This is a genomic window from Phycisphaeraceae bacterium, assembly GCA_040222855.1.
Classification (GTDB): domain Bacteria; phylum Planctomycetota; class Phycisphaerae; order Phycisphaerales; family Phycisphaeraceae; genus Mucisphaera.
Map to the genome: position 1 here is coordinate 1 of JAVKCD010000023.1, position 22,263 is coordinate 22,263.

A 22,263-nucleotide genomic window follows, 5' to 3' on the forward strand; every position below is an offset into this window, starting at 1 on the left:
ACCGACCCCGCCGCCGACATCACCAACCTGGCCGAACCCTTCATCGCCACAGGACCCTCGCTCAAACCCAACCCCGACAACGCCAAAACCTACGCCAGCCTCTTGGATCGCTTCGTTGATGCACTGGAAGACCATTACGGGATCGGCAAAGACGAGTCACGATGACGCCCGTTTCAACGGACCCGCGCGGCTCATTTCAGCGAGAATCAACCACCATCTCATCTGCGGCATCGACCCAGCCACCCCCAAACGCCGAATAGAGCTGAATCACCGACAAAAATACCTGAGCATCGAGCTGGGCCTCGCGCAGCTCTGAGTCGAACAGGTCACGCTCAGCGTCCAGGACCTCGATGAAGCTGACGTAGCCGTTGTCGTATCGCTTGCCCGCCAGCTCTGAGTACGTCCGAAGCGCATCGACCTGACGCCCAATCGCCCCGGACTCCTGCTCAATCGTCTCCAGCGTCACCAGTGCATTCTCGACCTCGCGTAGCGAGAACAGCACCACCTGCGCATACTGCTGGACCGCCTGCTCCTTCACGGCCTCAGCCAACTCCACGCCCGACCGGATCCGCCCGCCCGAGAAGATCGGCCCGGCTGCCCCGGCCGCGATCTGATAGAGCACTGCCTGGCCCGTCGGCAGATTCTGCAGTTCATTACTCGCTACCCCGAGCAGGCCGGTCAACGAGACCCGTGGGTAGTACTCAGCTACGGCGACGCCGATCTGAGCATTCGCAGAGATCATCTGCTGCTCGGCCAGTTGCACATCAGGCCGCCTTTGGAGCAGGTCCGAAGGCAACCCACCCGGAACACGCGGTAGATCAACCTGATCCAGCCCCTCTACACGCTCGATAGGACCCGGCACTCGACCAAGCAGCACTGACAATGCGTGCTCGAGCCGTGCGATCTCTCTTTGCAGTGCCGGGAGCGTTGCGGCGGTACGCTCGTATTCGGAACGAAGCTGTGACACCTCAAGTCTGGAGATCACACCTTCTTCACGCTGCCGTTCAAAGAGTGTCAGGCTTTGCTCACGGGCCTTGAGACTCCGCTTGGCGATCGCCAACTGCTCGTCAAGACTCAACAGCGTGATGTATGACTCTGCGACCGCTGTGATCAGCGACAGCACGATGGCACGGCGATTCTCAACCGAGGCCAGCAGGTCCGCCATCGCCGCCTCGTTCGACCTGCTGATTCGCCCCCACACGTCCAGTTCCCATCGAGCCGATAGGTCGAGCTGATAGAACTCCGACCGCCGATCATCCCCTCGAATCGGAACCAGCCCCGTCTCGCCCGAGACCTGCTGATAGCCGCCTGTTGCACCAAAATCGACCGAAGGCATACGCTGCGAACGACTGATGCCCAGCCGCGACTCGAACTCCTGGACCCGCGCGATCGCAATCAGCAGGTCCTGATTCTGATGCAGCGCCTCGTCGATATACCCCTCCAGTTGAGCATCACCGAACAGCCTCCACCACAACACCTCCTCACCCTCGGCATCCACAACATCCTCTGCCGCATACCGGAACGACTCGGGGATGGTCACTTCAGGTGGCTCGTAGTCGGGTCCGACCGTGCACGCCGTCAGAAAACCCAGAGCTGGCAGCACCAACGTGCAGATCGTGGTCGCTCGTCGCTTATGCATGGCTCGTCTCCCCTCCGGCACTCGTGGGAGCGGATCGCTCGGTCAGGCTCACGATCAGGTAGTAGAAAAGTGGCACGAAGAACAAAGCTAGCGTCGTCGCCGAGATCATGCCGCCCAGGACGCCGGTGCCGATCGAGTGACGTGCCTCCGCCCCCGCACCCGAGGCCAGCACCAATGGCATCGCCCCGAGAATGAAGGACAGCGACGTCATCAGGATCGGCCTCAACCGAAGCCGGGCCGCCTCGACCGCCGCTTCCAGGGGCTTGAGCCCCTCTGCATACTTCACCTGGGCGAACTCCACGATCAGGATCGCGTTCTTCGCCGACAGTCCGATCAGCGTCAGCAAGCCAACCTGAAAATAGATGTCGTTCTCCATCCCACGCAGCCACACCGAAACCAACGCACCAAACAACCCAAACGGGACCGCCATGATGATCGCCAGCGGAAGCCCCCAGCGTTCGTACTGGCCGGCCAGGATCAGGAACACCATCACCAGCCCAAAGCCAAACGCGATCGCCGAAGTGGACCCCGCGTTCTTCTCCTCGTAGGCCTGGCCCGACCACGCATACGCCATGGTCTCAGGCAGCACCTCATGACCTAGACGCTCCATCTCAGCGATCGACTCGCCCGAGCTGAACCCGCTCGCCGCATCCCCCGTGACCTTCGCCGCAGGAAATCCATTGAACCGGGACACCAGGTCAGGTCCCGCCCGATACGACGAGGTCACCACCGCGGACAACGGCAGCATCGCGCCCTCACGCTGTCGAACATAAATCCGACCAAGGTCATCAGGATCATCCCGAAACTCAGCGTCCGCCTGAACGATCACATTCCAGACCCGACCAAACTTGTTGTACTGACTCACATACGCCGAACCGAACAGCGACTGCATCGCCTCGTAGATCCCGTCCACCGGCATCCCCAGCGTCTCGGCCCGTGTCCGATCCACCTGCACCTGGAGCTGGCGTGTCGACGGGTTGAACGTGCTGTTCAGCCGGGACAGCACGGGCGACTCCCCCGCCTTGGCGATCAACTCTCGGACCGACGAACCGAGCAGCAGGGGGTCGTCCGCCCCTCGATTCTGAACCCAGTACTCAAACCCGCCTTGGCTACCCAGGCCCGGGATCGAAGGCGGGTTGATCGGGATCACCATCCCGTCACGCAGCTTCCTGAGTTTAGGCATCGAGGTGGCAAACACCGCGTCGATCGACAACGAAGGGTCCTGCCGCTCGCCAAAGTCCTTCAACTCCACGAACAAGGTCCCGCTGTTTGCCTTGAATTGACCATCGAGAATGCTGTACCCCGCCAACGTGGACGCTCGCGCTACCGCCGGGTGCTCGAGAAAAATATCCGCCGTCGCACGAGACACCTTCTCGCTCCGATCAAGGCTGGCCCCGTCAGGCATGATCACCGCGGTCAGAAAGAAACCCTGATCCTCCAGCGGGACAAAACTCGCCGGCACTGTGCCAAACAGAACCACAATGCCCATGAACATCCCCGCCACGATCAGCAGACTGAGTGCCCACGCCCGGATCGTCCAACGCACGCCGATCGCGTACAAACCCGTGATCCAGTCAAGCGAGCTATTGAACACTCGAAACACCCCCGCCACCGACGTCCGTGGCCGCAGGAGCAACCCCGCCAGTGCAGGCGTCAGCGTCAATGCCACAAAACTCGATATCGCCACCGACACCGCGATCGTCACCGCAAACTGCTGATAGAGCACCCCCGTCGTCCCGCCCAGAAAAGCAACCGGCACAAACACCGCGATCAGCACCAGGGTCGTCGCGATCACCGGCCCGATCACTTCTTTCATCGCACGGATCGTTGCCTCCTTGGCATTCAATCCCAGTTCCGCGATGTTCCGCTCCACGTTCTCAACCACCACGATCGCGTCATCACAAACAATGCCGATCGCCAACACCAGTCCAAAAAGCGTCAGTAGATTCAGACTAAAACCCAGCATCGTCATCCCGATGAACGTCCCGATGATCGACACGATGATCGCCACCGTCGGGATCAGGGTTGCCCGGACGTTCTGAAGAAACAGGTACGTCACCAGAACCACCAGCACGATCGCGATCACCAGCGTGATCACCACTTCCTCGATCGACGCCGCTACGACTTTCGTCGTGTCGTACGACACCTCGTAAGTCATCCCTTGCGGGAATGCTACTGCCAGCTCATCCATCATCGCGCGAACAGAACCCGCAACCTCGAGTGCATTCGATCCGGGCTGCTGATAAACCGCGAGGAACGTCGCAGGCTGGCCATTAAACGATGATCGCAATAGATACTGCTGAATGCCCACCTCAGCACGGGCTACATCACCGACCCGCACCACCGCAGAGCCATCGGACTCGGCTCGGACGATGATCGATTCGAACTCTTCCGGTTCGTCGTATCGACCCTCGGTAACAACCGGCACCGTGATTGCTGTCGACTCGTGCATCGGTGCCTGCGCGATCGTCCCGGCGCTGAACTGCTGGTTCTGCCGCGAGATCGCCTGTGTCACGTCGCCCACCGTGATCTCCAGAGCCGCCATCCGCTCGGGATCAAGCCAGATCCGCATCGCCTGATCCGGCAGCCCCATGATCTGCGCCTGATTCGCACCCGGCACACGCTTAAGGGGATCCAGCACGTACAAGTTCGCGTAGTTGCCGATGTACTCCTCATCAAAACTGCTGTCTGGCGAGTAGAGCGCGATCAGCATCAGGATGCTCGATGATCGTTTCTGGACCTTCACCCCCGTGGACTGCACCGCCGCAGGGAGATTCGGTAACGCCAGATTGACCCGGTTCTGGACCTGAACCTCTGCCGTGTCAGGGTCCGTCCCCAACTCAAAGAACACGGTCATCGACATCTGCCCGCTGGCCGCGCTCGTCGACTGGTAGTACAGCAGCCCGTCCACGCCGTTGATCTGGCTCTCGATCGGCGACGCCACTGAGTTCGCCACCGTCTCCGCATCGGCTCCCGGGTACGTCGCCGACACGGTGACCTGCACCGGCGCAATGTCCGGGTACTGCGTGATCGGCAGTCCCAAGCCCGCCACGGCACCAGCGATCACAACGATGATCGACAACACCGATGCGAGAATCGGCCGCTGAACAAAAAGAGTGGTGATCATCGGGATGGCCCCACACCTGAGCCCTTGTGCTCACCCAGACTCACGATCGACAACGCCGCCCCAGGTCGCAAACCAACACTCCCAGCCGTGATCACCCGATCCCCCGACGCCAGGCCCTTACGGATCACCCAGCCCTCGTCGGTCCACGGCCCGGTCAACACCGGCCGCTGCTCGGCGTTGCCATCCTGATCTACCAGCCAGACATATGGACCCTTGGGGCTCTGAAGCACAGCCTCCCTGGGCACCGTGATCGCATTGGGCCGGGTCACCCCCAATACCCGCACACTCACATACTGCCCCGGATGCAGCGGAGAATCACCAGCATTAGGCAGCTCTGCTCGCACCAGAATCGTCCCGGTCCGCGCATCCACCGAAGCATCCGCAAACGAGATCTTCCCCCTGCTTGGATGTACCAGCCCATCCGATCTCACCACCTCTACCTCGTAACCCTCATCCGAATCAGGAAACGACAACTCACCATCAGCCCGCCGACGCTCGCTGGTGAGATACTGCGCCTCCGAGACACTAAACTCCACCCACATCGGGTCCATCCGAGCCACATAGGTCAGCGGTGCGGCGCCAAAGCTCAGATAGGCCCCCACACGCTCCGACGCCTCCCCCGTCATCCCTGACAAGGGCGACGTGATCGTCGTATACCCCAGATCCAGTTCAGCCTGAAAAACCCGAGCCGAAGCCCCCTCCACCGCCGCAGCTGCCTCATTCACCCGGCTGTTCGCGTCATCCAACTCCTTCTGAGCCACCGCCTCGATCTCCGCCAGCGGCTTCACCCGCGCCAGCAAGGCCTGAGCGTTGTCTAGCCGCGCCTGCTGCTGTGACAACTCAGCCTTTGCCGCGCGAAGCTGTGCCTCGAACGGCGCCGGATCGATCTGGAACAGCACGTCGCCCTCCTCAACGGCACCACCCTCGCGATAGTCAATGCTGTCGAGAAACCCCGACACACGCGTCCGGATCTCCACCCGCTGAGAACTCGCCGTCCGCCCGACAAACTCAGTCACCACCGGCAGATCCACCGGCCGCAACTGAACAACCTCCACCTCCCGTGGCGGAGCATCAGGAGCAGCCGCCTCTTGATCACCACACCCACTCAAGAACATCGTCAAGCTGAGACAGCCCACGCGCACCAACCATCTGTCAGGGGCCATCCACTCAGACAAGCTCGAATCCATCACGTTCCCTTCAAGCGACGTTCAGCCCTCAGAACACACACTGACTAACTCAACCTTGGGAGTCTAGCCGATCCCCGTATCTCAATCCCCCTCACGCCCGATGGATCTCTCGCTCGCAGGCAAACCCACCAACCGTGCGATCGCCACCGCCAGGTAAAGTACTCCAAACATCGCCTGTGCCATCGCGATCGCCCGCATCCCACCTGAGATCGGAACATAATCGCCATACCCCACCGTCGTCTGAGTCACGACGCTAAAAAAAACCGCCGCCGCACTTGACCCAGCCGCCGCAGCCTCATGATTCGGCGACCACGCCATCGGATTACCCGACAGGACCTGGCCATACAACCCCGCGAAAAACCAGATTGCCACAAGATACCCAGCCACCGCCGCCGACAGCCTCGCCCACACCCCATGCCCGTCCTCAACCATGAACCGGATCATGCCGATCACCACCAGCACAAAAAACAACGACCCCGCGAGATCAACAGGCAACCTGATGCTCTCGAACTCAGTCGATGCTGGCCACCACAGACTGATCAGATTGATCGACGCCAGCAACAGCGCCAGAATCGCCAGAATCGCACCATTGCTGACAGTAATCAGTGCCAGTCCTGTTACACACGTCAGAGCCAGCTTCATAAACAGCAGCAGTCCTGTGGCTTCCCCGAGTTGTGAAAGTGAGGTCACCAAAAACAACAGCACCGTAAGCAGCGCATAACTCAGCCCTCGTCTCGCACGACACCAATCCAGGTAATGACGAAAAATCGTTTGCATGATCATCTCTCACAGCAGCGAACATCCTAACGGTATCGACGCCGCCGCAGGCTGATTAAAGATGATCCAGCTATTCACCGATCCACGCGCCCCGAGGCATCACCCTCCGCCAGCTTCAGCACTTCATCAACCGACACGATGTTAAAGTCACCGGGAATCGTCTGCTTCAGACACGAGGCCGCTACCGCAAACTCCAACGCCTTCCGCGTATCCCCCAGCCGAGTCAGCCCGTAGATCAAACCCGCTGCGAAACTGTCCCCTCCCCCCACGCGATCCACCAACTGCACGTCATACGCTCGTGACCGTGTCGCCGTCGAGCACTCTCGATCATCGAGCATCAGCGCCGACCAGCCATTCCGCGACGCCGAGTGACTCTCACGCAGCGTGATCGCCACCGCCTTGAAACCAAACTGCTCGCGCAGTTTCCTCGCGAGCTTGCCATACCCCGCCTCATCAAGATACCCCGCCGTCACATCCGTGTCCTCAGGCGACACGCCCAGGGATTTTTCCGCATCTTCCTCATTAGCAATGCAGACATCGACATGCTCCATCAACGGCCGCATCACCACCTGCGCTTCTGCCGTCGTCCACAGCTTCTTGCGAAAGTTCAGGTCGCAGGACACCGTGCACCCCACCCGTTTCGCCGCAGCCAGCAGCACGCCCAACGTCTCTCGCGGGACCTCGCCCAACGCTGGCGTGATCCCCGTCCAGTGAAACCACGAAGCCCCCGCAAACACCGCATCAACATCCAACTCATCAACCCCAAGCGACGCCACCGCAGCACCCGCCCGGTCATACACCACCTTGCTCGCCCGTTGGCTCGCACCCGTCTCCAGAAAGTAGACCCCAACCCGCTCCCCGCCACGAACCACAAACGATGTGTCCACGCCGAATCGACGCAGATGGTTCACCGCAGCCTGCCCGATCTCGTGCTTCGGCAGCTTGCTCACAAAACTCGCGTCAAGACCAAACTGCGCCAACGAAGAAGCCACATTCGCCTCGCCCCCACCATAGGTCACATCAAACTGACTCGCCTGCAGAAAACGCGAGAAGCCAGGCGTCGACAGCCTGAGCATGATCTCACCGAACGTCACGACACGACCCGAATCAATCGCAGCCATCTTGCACCTCAGTTATGAAGAAGCGGAGTCCGCCGAAGCTCGAATCCGCGCCGCGTTCGCCGTGATCGCAGCCCAGTCTCGTGCCTCCAACTTATCCTTGGGGCATAGCGCTCCGCCAGCACCCACCGCCACAGCGCCCGCCTTAATCCAGTCACCCGCATTGTCCAGCGTCACCCCGCCCGTCGGCATGAGCCTCAGATGCGGCATCGGCGCCAGCACCGCTTTGAAAAACGGTATGCCCAGACTGTCCGCAGGAAACACCTTGGCCACATCCGCCCCCACCTGCATCGCACGATGAATCTCTGTCGGCGTAAAACATCCCGGCATGGCCGCCGCCCCCGAAGCGTGCGCCGCCTCCACAATCGCCGGATCAAAAATGGGGCTCACTACATACCGCGCCCCCGCCGCGGCCGCCGCCCGGGCTGTGTCTCCGTCCAGCACCGAACCCACGCCCAGAAATAGCTCGTCCCCATATCGCTTGGCCAGATCACGAATGCCCTCGATCGCATTCGGCGTCGACAACGTCACCTCAATACCCCGCACACCACCCGCCGCGAGCGCTTCCGCCAATGCTGGCAGGTCTTCGGACGACCCAAGCCGAATCACCGCGATCACTCGTTCACGCTTTAGTCGATCAAGAATCGCTCCACGATCCATGCCTGATGTTCCTGTTTCTGTTGGCTAGAGCCTCTGAACCGTCAACCCGCCATCGACCATGATCGCCTGACCCGTCCCGTAGGGAAGGTCGCCGCCGACCAGCGCCGCGACCACCGCCCCCACATCCTCCGGCGTCCCCCACCGCCGATCAACCGCGATCCCCTCCGCAAACAGCTTGTCGTATTTCTCCGTCACTCCCGCCGTCATGTCCGTTTTAATGATCCCTGGCCGCACCTCGTAACAAGGAATGCCAAACTCCCCCAGACGTGCCGCCCACAACTGCGACGCCATCGCCAGCCCCGCCTTCGTGATGCAGTAGTCCCCACGATTCACCGACACCACCGTCGCACTGACCGACGTCACAAAAACAATCGACGGCTGCCGCTGCGCATCGGCCTTTTTCTGCTCGATCATCCACCGAGCCACACGCTGTGTCAGGAAATACGGTCCTCGTAGATTAATCGACATCAACCGATCAAAGCTCTCAGCCGACGCATCCAGGATGTCCTCTCGCCGCTCCGGAGCCACCCCCGCATTGTTCACCAGCGCATCAAGCCGACCAAACCGCTCGCGGATTGCCTCGATCATCACCTCGTGTTCTTCAAGATTCGCCACATCCCCCCGCACATACTGCGTCTCGACGCCATGAGTACCCAGTTCTTCCAGCACACCCTTAACATCCGCCGCCGCCCGCCGGCCGTTGATCACCACATCAAAACCATCCGCCGCCAGCTTGTGAGCGATCCCCAATCCGATCCCACGCGATCCCCCCGTGACCATCGCAACCGGTCGATCACTCATCGCACCGCCTCCACGTCATTCTCGATCGGACCGAAGAACCGGTACGCCGGCTCATCATTCGCCAGCCGTTGCACCGTCAACGCGGCCTCCCGCAGGTGATAATCACCCCACATTGCCGCCTCGCCGCACGGGATCTTCCGACCCTCCGGCACATAATCCCAGCCATTCGGCCGGTGATACACCGTGTGCAGCGACAACCCCTGATGCTCAGGGTCCACGCCAAGATAGGTGTCCGTCAGCAACGTCCGCAGCGAGGTCAACCCCGCCTTGAGATAGCGATCGCCCGCCGCCGCATCGCCATGTCGCTTCAGATACAGCCCCAGCCGAACAAGCCCTTGGCAACAGATCGCGCCCGCCGAAGAATCCACCGGTTCGTAGTCATTAAACGGCTCAGCAGGGCGGTCCAGGTAATCACCCATCATCGCCAGGCCAGGCGCGCCCGTGTCCCAGTAAGGCACGCCATCGACCGGCGTATGCTCAATAAAGAAATCACATGTCGCCCGCGCCGCCTCTAGCATGAACCCAGTCACCTCAGCCCGCCCGCCATGAGGCTCAAGCTCCTCATCGCCCACCGTTTCAAGAAACTCAAGCTGCTCCGGATAACCCACCACCGCCCACGATAAGCCGCGCGTCCACGTCGAAAACGGCGAGTAACCCTGCTGCGTCGAAGGACACCGGTAATCCCCGTTGTTCGCATTGAACACCGCCTCGTGCGAGGCTCGTCCCCGGATGTCATAGATATCTCGCAGACCATTCTTGCTGTCTGCCCCGTACCAGATGTTAAACCGCGCCGTGTTCCGTGCATGCTCGATGATCCGGCCCAGCAGATTGATCCGTTCATCCCGCTCCCCCTGCAGCACATGCCCCAACTGGTGGCTGACCGCCAACGCCCGACAACTCCGGATTGTGTCTACAAACAACGACTGCGGGCCATTGAACGAATAAATGTACCCCGTCCCATCCGCCGTCTTCGCCCACCGCGAGGCCTGCACCGCACCGGTCACCTTCAGCGCGAGTTCATAAAAGTCCATCTCCCCCGCGCCAGCGGCAAACCGACCTTCTCGCGCCAGCCGCCACAAATTCCCATACGTCGACACGTTGTTGAACCCGTGGTCATGCACCCCGGTATGCGTCAGGTGTGGCGCCATCACCTCACGAGTCCGCTCCCTCGCTAGCTCCAGAAAGAACTCATCCCCCGTCGCATCAAACTGCAACGCCGCCGAACCAAACTGAAAACCCTGCGTCCACTCTGTCCACCCCTGAGCGGTGTACTTCCCCGCCACCGTGAACACAGGCGTAGACGATCCAGGCGGAAAACTCGTCTCGATCGAACGAATCTTCTCACCCGACAACGCCCACATCCGGGCGATCGGATCGAGCAGGTCAGCAGGCGTCAGTGTGTCATCAATCCGAATCATGGGCTTGAGCCTCCTGCCGCGAGAATAGCCCCACCCGACACCCCCGACCACACCCAGAGAAAAGAATTGCCGGATCTGGACACAAAACGTCTTGTTCGGCATAATGGGGTGTCGCCCCATGCGACCGGATCACCTCATGGAACGAGCCCGCACCATCCCGCCCATGCCACCCGAGCAGGCCGTCCTCGACATCTGCGCCCGGCTCTTTCGCCACGAACACCCCGTCGTCGATGTCATCGCACGCCGACTCTCCGGACCCATTGACGTCCAGCCCCACGCCCACCGCGAAGGTCTCCAGCTCGTCGTTCTCCGCCGCTGCGCCGGACGCACCATGGCCGCCGGCGTCTGGGTCGGCGTCTCCGGAACCACCCTCATGGCCTCCTATCCCGGCGACCGCCACGGCTATGAACTTCGCCCCTCCGCCGCCGCCGCCGAGATGATTGTCATCAAACTCGCCATGACCCCCGCATGGCCCGCTTCCCGAGCCCGGCCTTGGCCCGCAGTACTCACCGGCATCACCGAACCACCGCGCCTCACCGAAGCCATCGACCGTCTCCGCCGAGATGTACGCCCCGTTGGTGCCTCCGTTCCCTCCTGGGTCGCCGATGCCGCCGTCGTCCTCTGCGCCTGGGTCCGAGATGACGAACCCGGCACACCCGTGCCCGCCTCCGAAGAATCCGACCCCGCCATCCAGGCCGCGCTCAGTCTCATCGAAGAGCACCCCGCCGAGCCGCCCACCCTCGAACAGATGGCAGCCGCTGCGCACCTCTCGCCCCGCCAGTTCGCCCGCCGCTTCGAACGAGCCGTCGGCCGCACGCCTCACGAATACGTGAGCCAGCGCCGCCTCGAACGCGCCAAAGCCCTCCTCTTCGACGAACGACACACCGGCGAACAGGTCGCCCGCGCTGTCGGTTTCTCCTCGCAGGCCACCTTTACCCGCTGGTTCCGACAGCACACAGGCAAAACCCCCATGCAATACCGCTCCGACCCAATGGTCCTCTGATGCCCTGTCCAAATCTGCCATGAATGACCAGATCGGCATAGAAGGTGGTCGCAATATCTAGCCCGCCTCCTTCGCCTTCCGCGTAACCTTCTTTCATACAGACCCTTCAAGGAGAACCGCGATGGCTCAGCAACGAATCGGCGTGATTATGTCAGGCGTCACCGGACGCATGGGCACCAATCAGCACCTCATCCGATCCATCCTCGCCATCATCAAGCAGGGCGGGGTCAAAGTCTCACCCGAACTCACCCTCATGCCCGACCCCATCCTCGTCGGCCGCAACGAGAACAAACTCCGCGACCTCGCCGAGTCCCTCGGACCCGACGCCATCGGCAAACCGCTCCGCTACACCACCAACCTCGACGCCGTCCTCGCCGACGACAACGAACACATCTTCTTCGACGCCTCGCTCACCCAACTCCGCACCAAGTTCGTCAGCAAAGCCATCGAAGCCGGCAAAGCCATCTACTGCGAGAAGCCCACCGCCACCAACACCGCCGAAGCACTCGCCCTCGCCGAAAAGGCCGAGGCCGCTGGTGTCAAGAACGGCGTTGTCCAGGACAAGCTCTGGCTCCCCGGCATCCGCAAACTCAAGATGCTCATCGAACAAGGCTTCTTCGGAAAAATCCTCTCCGTCAAAGGCGACTTCGGCTACTGGGTCTTCTCAGGTGAGATCGCCGACCAGCCCGCGCAGCGACCAAGCTGGAACTACCGCGAAGAAGACGGCGGCGGAATCATGGTCGATATGTTCTGCCACTGGCGCTACGTCATCGACAACGTCTTCGGACCCGTCACTTCCCTTGTCGCCCACGCCTCGGTCGACCTCGATAAACGCATCGACGAAAACGGCAAGCCCTACAAAGCCACCGCCGATGACTCCGCCTACGGCATCTTCGTTCTCGAAGACGGCACCACCTGCCAGTTCAACTCCACCTGGTGCACCCGTGTCCGCCGTGATGACCTCCTGACCATTCAGGTCGACGGCACCCACGGCTCCGCCGTCGCCGGGCTACGCGAATGCTGGGTCCAGTCCATCGCCGAAACTCCCAAGCCCGTCTGGAACCCTGACATCGAGCAGCCCATCAAGTTCTTCGAGAACTGGCAGCAGGTCCCCAACGCCACTCACTACGATAATGCCTTCAAGATCCAGTGGGAGATGTTCCTCCGACACATCGCCCTCGATGAACCTTTCCGTTGGGACCTCCGCGAAGCCGCCAAGGGCGTTCAACTCGCCGAACTCGGTCTCCAGAGCTGGAAGAACCGAACCTGGCTCGACGTCCCCGCCCTCGAACCTGTCACCGCCAACGCATGACCGCCACACCTCTCACCGACCTCTCAACCGTTGCCGTCCACACCATGACCAACAAACCATGGTCACTGGCCGAGTGCTGCACAAACTACACCAAAGCCGGCTTCGGCGGGCTCTCCGTCTGGCGCAACGTCATCGAACCCATCGGCATCAAAGAAGCCGCTCGCATCGTCAAAGGCTCCGGCCTCAAGGTCCCCGCTCTCGTCCGAGGTGGGTTCTTTGTCGCAACCGACCCCACCCAGCGACAAGCCGCGATCGACACCAACAGAACCTGCCTCGACGAAGCCGCCGCCATCGGTGCCGACATGGTCGTCCTTGTCGTCGGGGCCGAACCGGGCACGCCCCTTGCTATGGCTCGACAGCAAGTCACCGACGGCATCGCCGCCTGCCTCGATCATGCTCAATCCACAGGCGTCAAGCTCGCCATCGAACCTCTCCACCCCATGTACGCCGCCGACAAGTCCTGCATCAACCGCATCGCCGAAGCGCGGCACGTCTGCGAACAACTCAACCATCCCGCCGTAGGCGTTGCCGTCGATGTCTACCACGTCTGGTGGGACCCCGACCTCGAACAGGAAATCGAAAAACTCGGCAAAGGCGGTTATCTCGCCGGCTTCCACGTCTGCGACTGGCGCATCGTAACCCGACACCTCCTCACGGACCGCGCCCTCATGGGCGACGGCTGCATCGACATCCGCGCCATCCGCGGCATGGTCGAAGAAGCCGGCTTCACCGGACTCAACGAAGTCGAAATCTTCTCCGAAGAACACTGGGCCACCGACCAGAGCACCTACCTCGACCGCATCGCCCACGCCTGCCTCAACCACACCTGATCTGGACCTACCGCGACCGCTTCTTCCGACGCTTCACGGGCTTACTCGCCCGCACCCGCTCGATCCGCGCCGGGCGCTGCGCTGGCGGAAGCTGACCCTCCTTCAAATAACCCGCCAACCACTCAAAACGCTCCATCGTGTGCTCAAATAACCGCCGGTACCCTGCACACAACACCGTCGGCCCCGTGATCCCCCCTCGCGCCGGACGATGCTTCGGACAACCCCCGTAACACAGCCGCAACCAACGACACGACCGACACTCAGCTCCCAGTGCTAACTTGCGCATCCCAAACCCCGCCAACCGCTCACCATCCAGCCGGTCCCACCAGTTCTCGCCCTCATCGCGCTCCGCCTCCTCTCCATCGACCGTCAACGCCACTGGCTCGCCGACGTCCCCCAATCGCCAGCGCGGCTCGACGTAGTGATCACACCCATAAACCGTTCCGTCATGCTCCACCGTCAACTGACTCGAACACGAATCCGAGTAGGTGCACTCCGCCGCCACGCCGTGCACCAGCGTCTGCAACACGCTGTCAAACACACGCACCGACACTCGCGTCCGATGCTTGACGAACCACTCATCAAACACTGCACACAAAAACGCACCATAAGCCTCCGCGTCCGGCGAGAAACTCGCCAACTGCCATCCCCGCCAGTCATCTAGCCTCGCCCCGCCAGACCACCCTGCATCATGCCGACCCGCCCGCTCCGACTCCTCAGGCGATAACCACTCCACCGCCGGTATGAACTGCACCCAGTCCACACCCAACCTCATCAACTCACGCCACACCGCCAACGGCCGCACCACATTCCGATCGCTCAACACCACCAGCACGTTGTGCTCCACCCCGTGCCGCCGCAGCAACCTCAACCCCCACTCCACCCGCTCGTAACTACCCGACCCATCCGCCATCGTCCGGTAGTGATCGTGATCCTCACCCAGCCCGTCCATCGAAATCCCCACCAGCACCTTCTGCTCCCGAAGAAACCGACACCACCGCTCATCCAGCAACGTCCCGTTGGTCTGCAGCGCATGCACCACTCGCTGCGTCGGCCGCCGATGACGCTCGACCAACTCAACCATCCGCTCAAACCACGCCAGCCCCGCCAGCGTCGGCTCGCCTCCCTGCCACGACAACGTCACCGCATCCCCCGCCCTCGGCAGATACCCCGCCAACATCGCCTCCAAAGTCCCCTCACCCATCCGCCGAACACCACCGTCCCCAGCCGTCGGTAGGTAATAACAGTAATGACAACGAAGATTGCACCCCGCCCCCACCGGCTTGAGCATCAACGTCACCCGCCGGGCAGCCAGCCCCTCAGCTCGTGGCATAGTCAAGACCATATAGTCTTAAGATAATCCCCAAAGCCCCTCCAGACCACCCCCTATCACCCCCAAAAACCTGCTCACGGCCAGGTGATCGTCCCATCCGGCAGCCGCGCCTGCGTCCACTGAACCACCGCTGGATCACACGGGTACTTTGCCGCCAATCCCTCATCTAGATCAACACCCAGCCCTGGACGATCGTTCGGATAGAAGTAGCCCGCACGAAACTCAGGACAACCTGGAAACACGTCCCCGGTCGCGCCCGTGAACGGCTGCAACTCCTGAATCCCAAAGTTTGGTGCCGCCAGATTCAGGTGCAGATTCGCCGCGTGGCCCACAGGCGACACATCGCCCGGACCGTGCCACGCCAACCGAACCCCAAATGCCTCCGCCAACGCCATCACCTTCTTCGCTGGCGTGATCCCACCCATCTGACTCATGTGCATCCGGATGAAATCAATCCACCGGTTCGCAATGAGCGGGGTCCACTCATTCGGATTGCTGAACAACTCGCCCACTGCCTGCGCCGTCGTACTCGTTGCCCGAACCTTCTCGTACCACGCCAGATGCTCGGGAGGCAGCAGGTCCTCCAGAAAGTACAACCGCAGCGGCTGCAGGTCCTTCGAGAACGCCATCGCCTCCACAGGCGACAATCGACAATGTACATCGTGCAACAACTCCACCCCATCACCAAACTCAGAGCGCACGTGCTCGATCGCCTTCAGCGTGCTCCGCGTGTACTGCGTCGGATCGTAATACGCCCCGCCAATCGCACCCTCCGGCTTGTTCAGCGGGCGATCTATCGACCCGCCATAAGCCATCCCGCCCGCCTCACCCGAAGCCCGCGTCGCCGCAGCCCCGCCCCCAAAACGAATCCGCACATGCCGCATCCCCTGATCCAGCTGCGCTCGAACATGATCATCCAACTCCCCAAAGTCCCGCCCATCCGCGTGCTGGTACACCGCTGCGCCCTCGCGCATCCGACCGCCCAGCAGATCATAAACCGGCATCCCCGCCAGCTTCCCCTTGATGTCCCACAACGCCATGTCGATCGCCGACACCGCGTTATTCAGCACCGGCCCGTTCCGCCAGTAGCTGTTGACCATCATCAGCCGCCACATCTCCTCGATCCGCGCTACGTCACGACCCACCACCAGCGGCTTGAGATAATCCGTGATCGCACTCGCCACCAACAGATAACGCTGCGCAAACGTCCCACACCCCAGCCCATACAACTCCGGCTCCGACGTCTCGATCTTCGCCACCACCAGGTTCCGACCCATAGGCGACGTCAACACCACACGCACATCTCGGATCGTAATCATGATATTCAGCCCTCTTGCGTCGAGACCACACCCAGCCCCAGACTACGACGAACCGCCGCCCCCGTTAGCCCCACCGCCTCATCCGCACCCATCCCCTTCCATCGCGGGCTCGTTGGCTCCGCCGTCATCGGACCGTCATAACCAATCGACCGCAAACCCCGCACAAAACCCTCGTTGTCAAACACCCCCGTCTCGCCCGGCAGCATCCGCTCCGTCACCGTCTGTTCCGCCGCCGACCGACCCTCGATCCCGTCGCACAGATGCACCACCACCACATCCTTCGCCTCCAACGCCTCCAGATCCTCAACCCCTTCTCCAGCACAGTGCCAGTGAAGCGTATCCACCATCAAACCCAGCCCGTCATACCCCGCCTCCCGGATCAGTTGCAACATCCCCTTCATTGTGTGAATGAACGAGTGCACATGTCCTGCTCGCCGCGTCTTCGGGCTCACATACTCCATCCCCAGTCGCACCCCGTGATCCTCCAGAACCGGCATCGCCTCCCGCAGCCGCAACAAATGCCGCCGGTAGTTCGCCGCCGTGTCCCGCTCATCATTAAAAGGCAACACCACCACACCCGCCCGCGTAAACCCAAGCCGCTGCGCCAGTGCCGCCCGCTCTGCCAGCACACCCATCGCCTCTCGCCACTCCTCCTCCTCACCCGACAACGTCCGGGTCATAAGCGACACGTACCCCGGCCGCAACCCCAGCTCCCCCATCCGGTCCGCCAGCCGCTCAACCCCGTAATCTGCTATCCAAAGGTCATACCGATTCAGCCGCAGGTCCAACCCCTCAAAACCGTGCCGCGCCGCCAACACCGCCGCCTGCTCAGGATCAGCGTCCGCGCCGATCAAATCAGCCATCAGCGAAGGGTAAGGTTGACCAGGTGTCGATGACATCAGCAGGGGGGTCCGGAAACGCTTACACGCAGGCATCCAGAAACAGCATGAACCAACGGGCTCCGGCTTAACACGCCGAGGCCTCATGACAACGATCCAGCACCGCGATCTGACGACGCACGCTCTCAGGCGTCACCATCAAAGGCGTCCCGTCACGCAACGCCGACTCCAGATCGCGATAAAAGAGCACCGCCGTCGCTGGCGTCTCCTCAGGATGATCCCACCGCTCCACATGCCAGTCATACTCCTCGCGCTGGTACACCCGATCCGCCGCAGGCCCCTCATCCGCATCACGATGCGGCAGCTTGTCCGCATCCATCCATCGCCACTCCAGGTGCTCCGTCGTCCCCCGCAAGCCACCTGCCGTCCCCCACACATGCCAACGATCCTCCGGATAAACACAACAACTCGATGACTCCACATCAATCGTCGGATGGCCCGCACCGTGCAGCACGATCTTGATGTGATCCTCTGCATCACCCACCGACAACGCCCGCTGCATATCCACAAACACCTCAGGCTCACCAGGACCAAAAAGCTCCAGTGCATGATCCAGCAGATGAGCGCAGTGATTGTGCAACGAACCCCCGCCCTGAGACTTCAGCGTCTGCCAGTCCCACCGCCTTGTGAACTGACTCCACTCGATCCGAATCTGAATGATCCGCCCCAGCCGACCCGAAGCCAGCAACTCTCGAACCTTCCGGAAATGCGGCTCAAACCGACGATTCTGGAACGGTGCCAACAATCGACCCGTCCGCTCCGACGCCTCGATCATCTTGTCCGCACCCGCCACGCTCAGCGCCAACGGCTTCTCCACCACCACATGATGCCCCGCCGCCATCGCCGCGCAAGCCTGCTCCTCATGAAACAGATTCGGCGAAGCGATCACCACTACGTCCAACGTCTTGTCCGCGTTGAGACTCTCAAAATCCGCATACACAGCACACCCGTACTGCTGCGCCGCCTCTCGACAACGATCCGTATTCGGATCACTTACCGCCGCCACCTGATAAGTCCCGCCCAGCGTCCCCAACCACCGCGCGTGAATGTTAAAACCGCTCCGCCCCAACCCCACAATCCCTACACGGATCGCCTCGCGACGATGCCGACCGTAGTTGTGCTTAATCATCCGTAGACTCCTTCGCACCCACTAGCTAGCGGATGCGTGACGTACTCTCCCACGGGTCCATGTTCGCACCCAACGCCTGCTTCACCGGCTCCGTCAACCGACTCAGCTCATCCAGATCAGCCTGACTCAGCTTGACCTCGACAGCCGCCGCGTTCTTCTTCACCTGATCCGGGCTGCTCGCACCCACCAGCACCGACGCCACCGTCGGCTGAGCCAGCAGCCACGCAATCGAAACATCCGTCATCGAATGACCCACCCGTTCCGCGATCGCCCGCACCCCGGCAATCGCCTCAAAAGCCTCCGCCTCACACCCCGGCTCCGTGTGCCGAGCCTGCGGGCGATCCGAAGAGAACAGCCGCGTCCGAGCCCGCTCATCAGGCACCTCGTCCGCCGACCGATACTTGCCTGCCAGCAACCCCTGGGCCACCGGCGAATAACACAGCATCCCCATCCCCGCCTTCTTCATCACCTCGACCACCTCAAACTCAGGCGCTCGCGCCAGCAGGCTATAGCAGATCTGATTCGACACCAGCGACGACACCCCCAACGCCTCCGTCAGGTCCGCCGGGCCAAAGTTACACACCCCCAGCGCCCGCGCCTTGCCCGAGGTCACCAAGTCCTCCATTGCCCGTAGCGTCTCCTCAATCGGAACCACACCCTTCGGCCAGTGGATTTGATACAGATCGATGTAATCCGTATTCAAACGCTCCAATGCCTTGGTGAACTCGCTCTCAACATCCGCCGCTGACAACGTAGGCGTATTCACCTTGTCCGCGACAATCACCTTCTCACGCAACCCACCCGCTAGCGCACGACCCAGCACGACCTCCGCCGCACCATTGCCGTATCCCGGCGCCGTATCAAAGAAGTTGATCCCCCCATCAATCGCCGCATGAATCGAATCGATCGCCTGCTGCTCCGCCACACCCGGATACGTCGGGTTCTCAACGATCGACATGCTCCCGAAAGCAATCCGCGACACCTCAAGGTCAGTCTGACCCAGCCGAATACGATCCATCAATAAAACTCCTACGTCTCAACGCTCAGTAAAAAAACAACATCAACAACAACTCAGCGTACTGGGAAATCCGCCGGTAGCGGCATGATCAGATCGATATACACCCGACCCGACCCCGACAAGTTGTCCAACTTACGAACACCCTCCATCTCAAACCTCGGATCCTCCAACCCAACCGCCAGCCGCCGAAGCGTCTGAGCATAAAAATCATGCCGAGGCGGGCTGATCTGCTGATAAGGCCAGGGCTTCGAACCCGTCAGATAAGGCAGCACAAAATCGGCCGCCGCTCGGATCGAGCTCCCGTCCTCAGCTTCGTAGTCCCACAGATTCACGCCAACCTTCTCCGCCAGAACCGCCAGCTCCGTGTGACCCCGCAGGTTGAACTCCGAGTAATCCAACGCCCGTGTCCGCGTCAACTCATGCGGCTGACGACCATCCGCTTCGATCTGCTGATCCACTCGCGCCGGAACCCGCTCCGCCATCTCCTTCACCGTCGCCTCGTCCCCCGCAAACAAGGAGAAATAAGCAATCTGCGCCTCGCACCACGTCCCGTGATTGTTCGGCCCGTCTCGCTCACCAACCCCGAACTCGCTGCTGTTGAGCCACTTCGCGTACGCGCCAAACCACGCCTTCGCCCCCGCCAGGTCCTCAGCGGTCATCGCGTCCGACCCCTCCAGCAGGCTGATCGCGTCCGGAACCCAACGCAGCCGAAGCGTCTCGATGATCCCGTACTTCCGCCCGTCACTGCGACCCGGAACAAACTGACCAAAAAGCATCCGCGGGTTCATCCGCGTCTCAGGGTCCAGCAGAAAATGACGCACCCGCTTCACCGCCTCCTCCGCATAACGCTCATCACCCGTGTAGTAGTAGGCAAAACCCAACCACTGCACGCAGTTGCCAAACGTCCCCAGTTTGTCCACGTCGTACTCATAACGCTCCGGGTTGATCTCCCCGTCACGTCTCACATAAGGAAGCCCGTCCGCCGTGTCCGGATTCGGCCACCAGTAAGGCGACAAACTCACATAATCATTCTTGTCCCCCGAAGGCGGAACCGTCGGCTTGTCCACCACCGAACGCATCGGCTTGGTCATCGCCTCCTCCGCCAACGCCACCAACGCGTCCACCGCAGGCTTTAGTGACGGATCACCCGCCATCACCCGCGCCCGCGTCCCAGCCAATCGTTCCCCATCCGTCAGGTAAACCTCCGGAACCTCCTGACCGACCGCCGCAGTCGTCAAGCCAAAGCAAGAAACGACCACCAGCAGGGCCGCTAGAACGTGAGAACGGGTCATGTCGAATCCTCTGTGAAGATAGGAATGAAGATGAAATCGAGGCCACTCAGCCCGTCCGGTTGGACCGGTTAGGGCAGATGGAAGATTAACGCACATTCCCCCAATGTTCAAGATTTTTACGGTGATAATCCTGTTAATTAAATATGTTAATAAATATAAATCTATGTTATACAATATAAAATGTAAATCTTATACTCTGATCAATCACCGTTAATTTTCCCTTGCACCACCACAGCCCAGGCGGTAAGCTTCAGACATCATGTCGATCGTGGATGTCGCCAAACTCGCAGGACTCTCGCACACCACCGTGTCACGGGTCATCAACCACCAGCCAGGCGTCGCCGCCGACACGGCCCGCAAAGTCCAGCAGGCCATGCGTCAGCTCGGCTACACGCCCCCCGCTCGACGCCGCGGACCCCAGCCTCGCGCCCGCCGCAACATCCGCACCGGCACCATCGCCCTCCTGATGTTCGGCACCGACCCCGCCCCCATGGCCGCACCCGTCGCCGCCGCCGCCATCCACGCTATCGAACAACAACTCGCTCGCCACGACCTCACCCTCTCCATCGCTCAGATCAACGCCGACGGCCGCATCCCCTCCGCCGTCGCCAACGGCCGCGTCGACGGACTCATCCTCCACGGCCACCCCCCCGACCCCGCCATCGCCGCCAAGCTCCGCCGATTCCCCACCGTCTGGATCATGTCACCCCGCAGCCGCACCGGCTACTGGGGCGACCGCGTCTGCACCGACAACGACGCCATCGGCCGTCTCGCCGCCGAATACCTCGTCGGCAGAGGACACGAATCCATCGCCATGCTCGAGATCGAAGCCGGACACCTCGGCTTCTCCGAGCGCGCCGCCTCCTTCAAAGAAACCGCCGAAGAACACGGCGCCCACATCGAGATCGTCACCGCACTGCCCCGCAACGATCATCCCGCCGCCGCCACCTTCGCCGCACGACGAACCCACATACACCGACTCATCGATAACTTCACCCACATCCCCGACCGACCCTCAGGACTCTTCGTCCCCCTCGGTCAGGCCACCCTCACCGTCTACGAAGGCCTCCGCGCCCGCGGTATCGAGCCCGGCAACCAAATCACCGTCGTCGCCTGCGACAACGACCCGACCCTCGCCGGCCTCAACCCCATGATCGCGACCGTCGATGTCCGGCCCGACCGCATCGGCCAGCTCGCCGTCGAGCAGCTCCTGCTCCGCATGGACAAGCCCTCACCCTATGCCCGTACCGTCGTTCTCGTCGAGCCCTCGCTCGTGACGCCACCCATCGAGACCGACCTCGACGACAACTTCGCCGAGTCTCCCCTGACTTCAAACACAACATCTACCATGACCGTCCTCGCGTCAAGCAACTGAATCACGACGCGTTTCACTGAATCGTC

18 protein-coding genes are annotated in these 22,263 nt (G+C 61.5%); 4 read left to right on the top strand and 14 right to left on the bottom strand.

Translation table 11 applies throughout. From position 1 onward, the window contains the following. Nucleotides 1-196: 196 nt before the first annotated feature. From RIG82_09735 to RIG82_09770, 8 genes are all read right to left on the bottom strand, one after another. Nucleotides 197-1,639 carry an efflux transporter outer membrane subunit gene (locus RIG82_09735; protein ID MEQ9461218.1) on the bottom strand — a complete coding sequence of 481 codons (1,443 nt, stop codon included), beginning with the start codon at nt 1,637-1,639 and terminating at the stop codon, nt 197-199. Beyond that, entirely contained in the window at nt 1,632-4,766 is a 3,135-nt protein-coding gene (locus RIG82_09740; GenBank protein ID MEQ9461219.1) for a multidrug efflux RND transporter permease subunit, read from the bottom strand. The genes RIG82_09735 and RIG82_09740 overlap by 8 nt, the downstream gene beginning before the upstream one ends. Further along, the gene (locus RIG82_09745) at nt 4,763-5,881 is read right to left on the bottom strand and encodes an efflux RND transporter periplasmic adaptor subunit (protein MEQ9461220.1); all 1,119 of its coding nucleotides are present in this window, start codon (nt 5,879-5,881) and stop codon (nt 4,763-4,765) included. The genes RIG82_09740 and RIG82_09745 overlap by 4 nt, the downstream gene beginning before the upstream one ends. Nucleotides 5,882-6,034: 153 nt before the next feature. Continuing rightward, nucleotides 6,035-6,730 carry a potassium channel family protein gene (locus tag RIG82_09750; protein ID MEQ9461221.1) on the bottom strand — a complete coding sequence of 232 codons (696 nt, stop codon included), beginning with the start codon at nt 6,728-6,730 and terminating at the stop codon, nt 6,035-6,037. A 74-nt stretch (nt 6,731-6,804) separates the two neighbouring features. After that, nucleotides 6,805-7,851 carry a sugar kinase gene (locus RIG82_09755; protein ID MEQ9461222.1) on the bottom strand — a complete coding sequence of 349 codons (1,047 nt, stop codon included), beginning with the start codon at nt 7,849-7,851 and terminating at the stop codon, nt 6,805-6,807. A gap of 12 nt (nt 7,852-7,863) precedes the next feature. Continuing rightward, nucleotides 7,864-8,508 (bottom strand): bifunctional 4-hydroxy-2-oxoglutarate aldolase/2-dehydro-3-deoxy-phosphogluconate aldolase, encoded by a 645-nt coding sequence (locus RIG82_09760; protein ID MEQ9461223.1) that lies wholly within the window; start codon nt 8,506-8,508, stop codon nt 7,864-7,866. Between the two features lie 24 nt (nt 8,509-8,532). Further along, a complete protein-coding gene (locus RIG82_09765; GenBank protein ID MEQ9461224.1) occupies nt 8,533-9,309 on the bottom strand; it encodes a 3-ketoacyl-ACP reductase in 777 nt (258 codons plus the stop codon). Next, complete coding sequence (locus RIG82_09770) at nt 9,306-10,727, bottom strand: glycosyl hydrolase (protein ID MEQ9461225.1); 1,422 nt, start codon at nt 10,725-10,727, stop codon at nt 9,306-9,308. The genes RIG82_09765 and RIG82_09770 overlap by 4 nt, the downstream gene beginning before the upstream one ends. Before the next feature lie 136 nt (nt 10,728-10,863). On the opposite strand from RIG82_09770, the gene RIG82_09775 reads away from it, so the two are divergent. From RIG82_09775 to RIG82_09785, 3 genes are all read left to right on the top strand, one after another. Next, nucleotides 10,864-11,730, top strand: a complete 867-nt coding sequence (locus RIG82_09775) for an AraC family transcriptional regulator (GenBank protein ID MEQ9461226.1) — start codon at nt 10,864-10,866, stop codon at nt 11,728-11,730. A gap of 121 nt (nt 11,731-11,851) precedes the next feature. Next, nucleotides 11,852-13,042, top strand: a complete 1,191-nt coding sequence (locus RIG82_09780) for a Gfo/Idh/MocA family oxidoreductase (GenBank protein MEQ9461227.1) — start codon at nt 11,852-11,854, stop codon at nt 13,040-13,042. Then, nucleotides 13,039-13,872 carry a sugar phosphate isomerase/epimerase family protein gene (locus tag RIG82_09785; protein MEQ9461228.1) on the top strand — a complete coding sequence of 278 codons (834 nt, stop codon included), beginning with the start codon at nt 13,039-13,041 and terminating at the stop codon, nt 13,870-13,872. Before RIG82_09780 ends, RIG82_09785 begins: the two co-directional genes overlap by 4 nt. Nucleotides 13,873-13,879: 7 nt before the next feature. Here the strand turns inward: RIG82_09785 and RIG82_09790 are convergent, their stop codons facing one another. The 6 genes from RIG82_09790 to RIG82_09815 form a co-directional block, all read right to left on the bottom strand. Then, the gene (locus RIG82_09790) at nt 13,880-15,205 is read right to left on the bottom strand and encodes a radical SAM protein (GenBank protein MEQ9461229.1); all 1,326 of its coding nucleotides are present in this window, start codon (nt 15,203-15,205) and stop codon (nt 13,880-13,882) included. Nucleotides 15,206-15,279: 74 nt separating this feature from the next. Further along, nucleotides 15,280-16,524, bottom strand: a complete 1,245-nt coding sequence (locus RIG82_09795) for an enolase C-terminal domain-like protein (protein ID MEQ9461230.1) — start codon at nt 16,522-16,524, stop codon at nt 15,280-15,282. A 5-nt stretch (nt 16,525-16,529) separates the two neighbouring features. Next, nucleotides 16,530-17,387: a sugar phosphate isomerase/epimerase family protein gene (locus tag RIG82_09800; protein MEQ9461231.1), complete on the bottom strand. Its 858-nt coding sequence runs from the start codon at nt 17,385-17,387 to the stop codon at nt 16,530-16,532. Nucleotides 17,388-17,490: 103 nt separating this feature from the next. After that, entirely contained in the window at nt 17,491-18,552 is a 1,062-nt protein-coding gene (locus RIG82_09805; protein MEQ9461232.1) for a Gfo/Idh/MocA family oxidoreductase, read from the bottom strand. Nucleotides 18,553-18,577: 25 nt separating this feature from the next. After that, nucleotides 18,578-19,570 carry an aldo/keto reductase gene (locus tag RIG82_09810; GenBank protein MEQ9461233.1) on the bottom strand — a complete coding sequence of 331 codons (993 nt, stop codon included), beginning with the start codon at nt 19,568-19,570 and terminating at the stop codon, nt 18,578-18,580. Nucleotides 19,571-19,623: 53 nt separating this feature from the next. After that, nucleotides 19,624-20,862, bottom strand: coding sequence for an alginate lyase family protein (locus RIG82_09815; protein ID MEQ9461234.1), 1,239 nt, complete (start codon nt 20,860-20,862; stop codon nt 19,624-19,626). A 259-nt stretch (nt 20,863-21,121) separates the two neighbouring features. Between RIG82_09815 and RIG82_09820 the strand changes: the two genes are divergently transcribed. Continuing rightward, nucleotides 21,122-22,237: a LacI family DNA-binding transcriptional regulator gene (locus RIG82_09820; GenBank protein MEQ9461235.1), complete on the top strand. Its 1,116-nt coding sequence runs from the start codon at nt 21,122-21,124 to the stop codon at nt 22,235-22,237. Nucleotides 22,238-22,263 lie beyond the last annotated feature (26 nt).

Excerpts from the sequence above, each read along its gene's own strand:
- RIG82_09775 (MEQ9461226.1), top strand. The coding sequence starts at position 10,864 with ATGGAACGAGCCCGCACCATCCCGCCCATGCCACCCGAGCAGGCCGTC.
- RIG82_09820 (MEQ9461235.1), top strand. The coding sequence starts at position 21,122 with ATGTCGATCGTGGATGTCGCCAAACTCGCAGGACTCTCGCACACCACC.
- RIG82_09780 (MEQ9461227.1), top strand. The coding sequence starts at position 11,852 with ATGGCTCAGCAACGAATCGGCGTGATTATGTCAGGCGTCACCGGACGC.
- RIG82_09805 (MEQ9461232.1), bottom strand. The coding sequence starts at position 18,552 with ATGATTAAGCACAACTACGGTCGGCATCGTCGCGAGGCGATCCGTGTA.
- RIG82_09800 (MEQ9461231.1), bottom strand. The coding sequence starts at position 17,387 with ATGGCTGATTTGATCGGCGCGGACGCTGATCCTGAGCAGGCGGCGGTG.
- RIG82_09765 (MEQ9461224.1), bottom strand. The coding sequence starts at position 9,309 with ATGAGTGATCGACCGGTTGCGATGGTCACGGGGGGATCGCGTGGGATC.
- RIG82_09760 (MEQ9461223.1), bottom strand. The coding sequence starts at position 8,508 with ATGGATCGTGGAGCGATTCTTGATCGACTAAAGCGTGAACGAGTGATC.
- RIG82_09770 (MEQ9461225.1), bottom strand. The coding sequence starts at position 10,727 with ATGATTCGGATTGATGACACACTGACGCCTGCTGACCTGCTCGATCCG.
- RIG82_09790 (MEQ9461229.1), bottom strand. The coding sequence starts at position 15,205 with ATGCCACGAGCTGAGGGGCTGGCTGCCCGGCGGGTGACGTTGATGCTC.
- RIG82_09810 (MEQ9461233.1), bottom strand. The coding sequence starts at position 19,570 with ATGGATCGTATTCGGCTGGGTCAGACTGACCTTGAGGTGTCGCGGATT.
- RIG82_09750 (MEQ9461221.1), bottom strand. The coding sequence starts at position 6,730 with ATGCAAACGATTTTTCGTCATTACCTGGATTGGTGTCGTGCGAGACGA.
- RIG82_09745 (MEQ9461220.1), bottom strand. The coding sequence starts at position 5,881 with ATGTTCTTGAGTGGGTGTGGTGATCAAGAGGCGGCTGCTCCTGATGCT.
- RIG82_09755 (MEQ9461222.1), bottom strand. The coding sequence starts at position 7,851 with ATGGCTGCGATTGATTCGGGTCGTGTCGTGACGTTCGGTGAGATCATG.
- RIG82_09795 (MEQ9461230.1), bottom strand. The coding sequence starts at position 16,524 with ATGATTACGATCCGAGATGTGCGTGTGGTGTTGACGTCGCCTATGGGT.
- RIG82_09735 (MEQ9461218.1), bottom strand. The coding sequence starts at position 1,639 with ATGCATAAGCGACGAGCGACCACGATCTGCACGTTGGTGCTGCCAGCT.
- RIG82_09740 (MEQ9461219.1), bottom strand. The coding sequence starts at position 4,766 with ATGATCACCACTCTTTTTGTTCAGCGGCCGATTCTCGCATCGGTGTTG.
- RIG82_09785 (MEQ9461228.1), top strand. The coding sequence starts at position 13,039 with ATGACCGCCACACCTCTCACCGACCTCTCAACCGTTGCCGTCCACACC.
- RIG82_09815 (MEQ9461234.1), bottom strand. The coding sequence starts at position 20,862 with ATGACCCGTTCTCACGTTCTAGCGGCCCTGCTGGTGGTCGTTTCTTGC.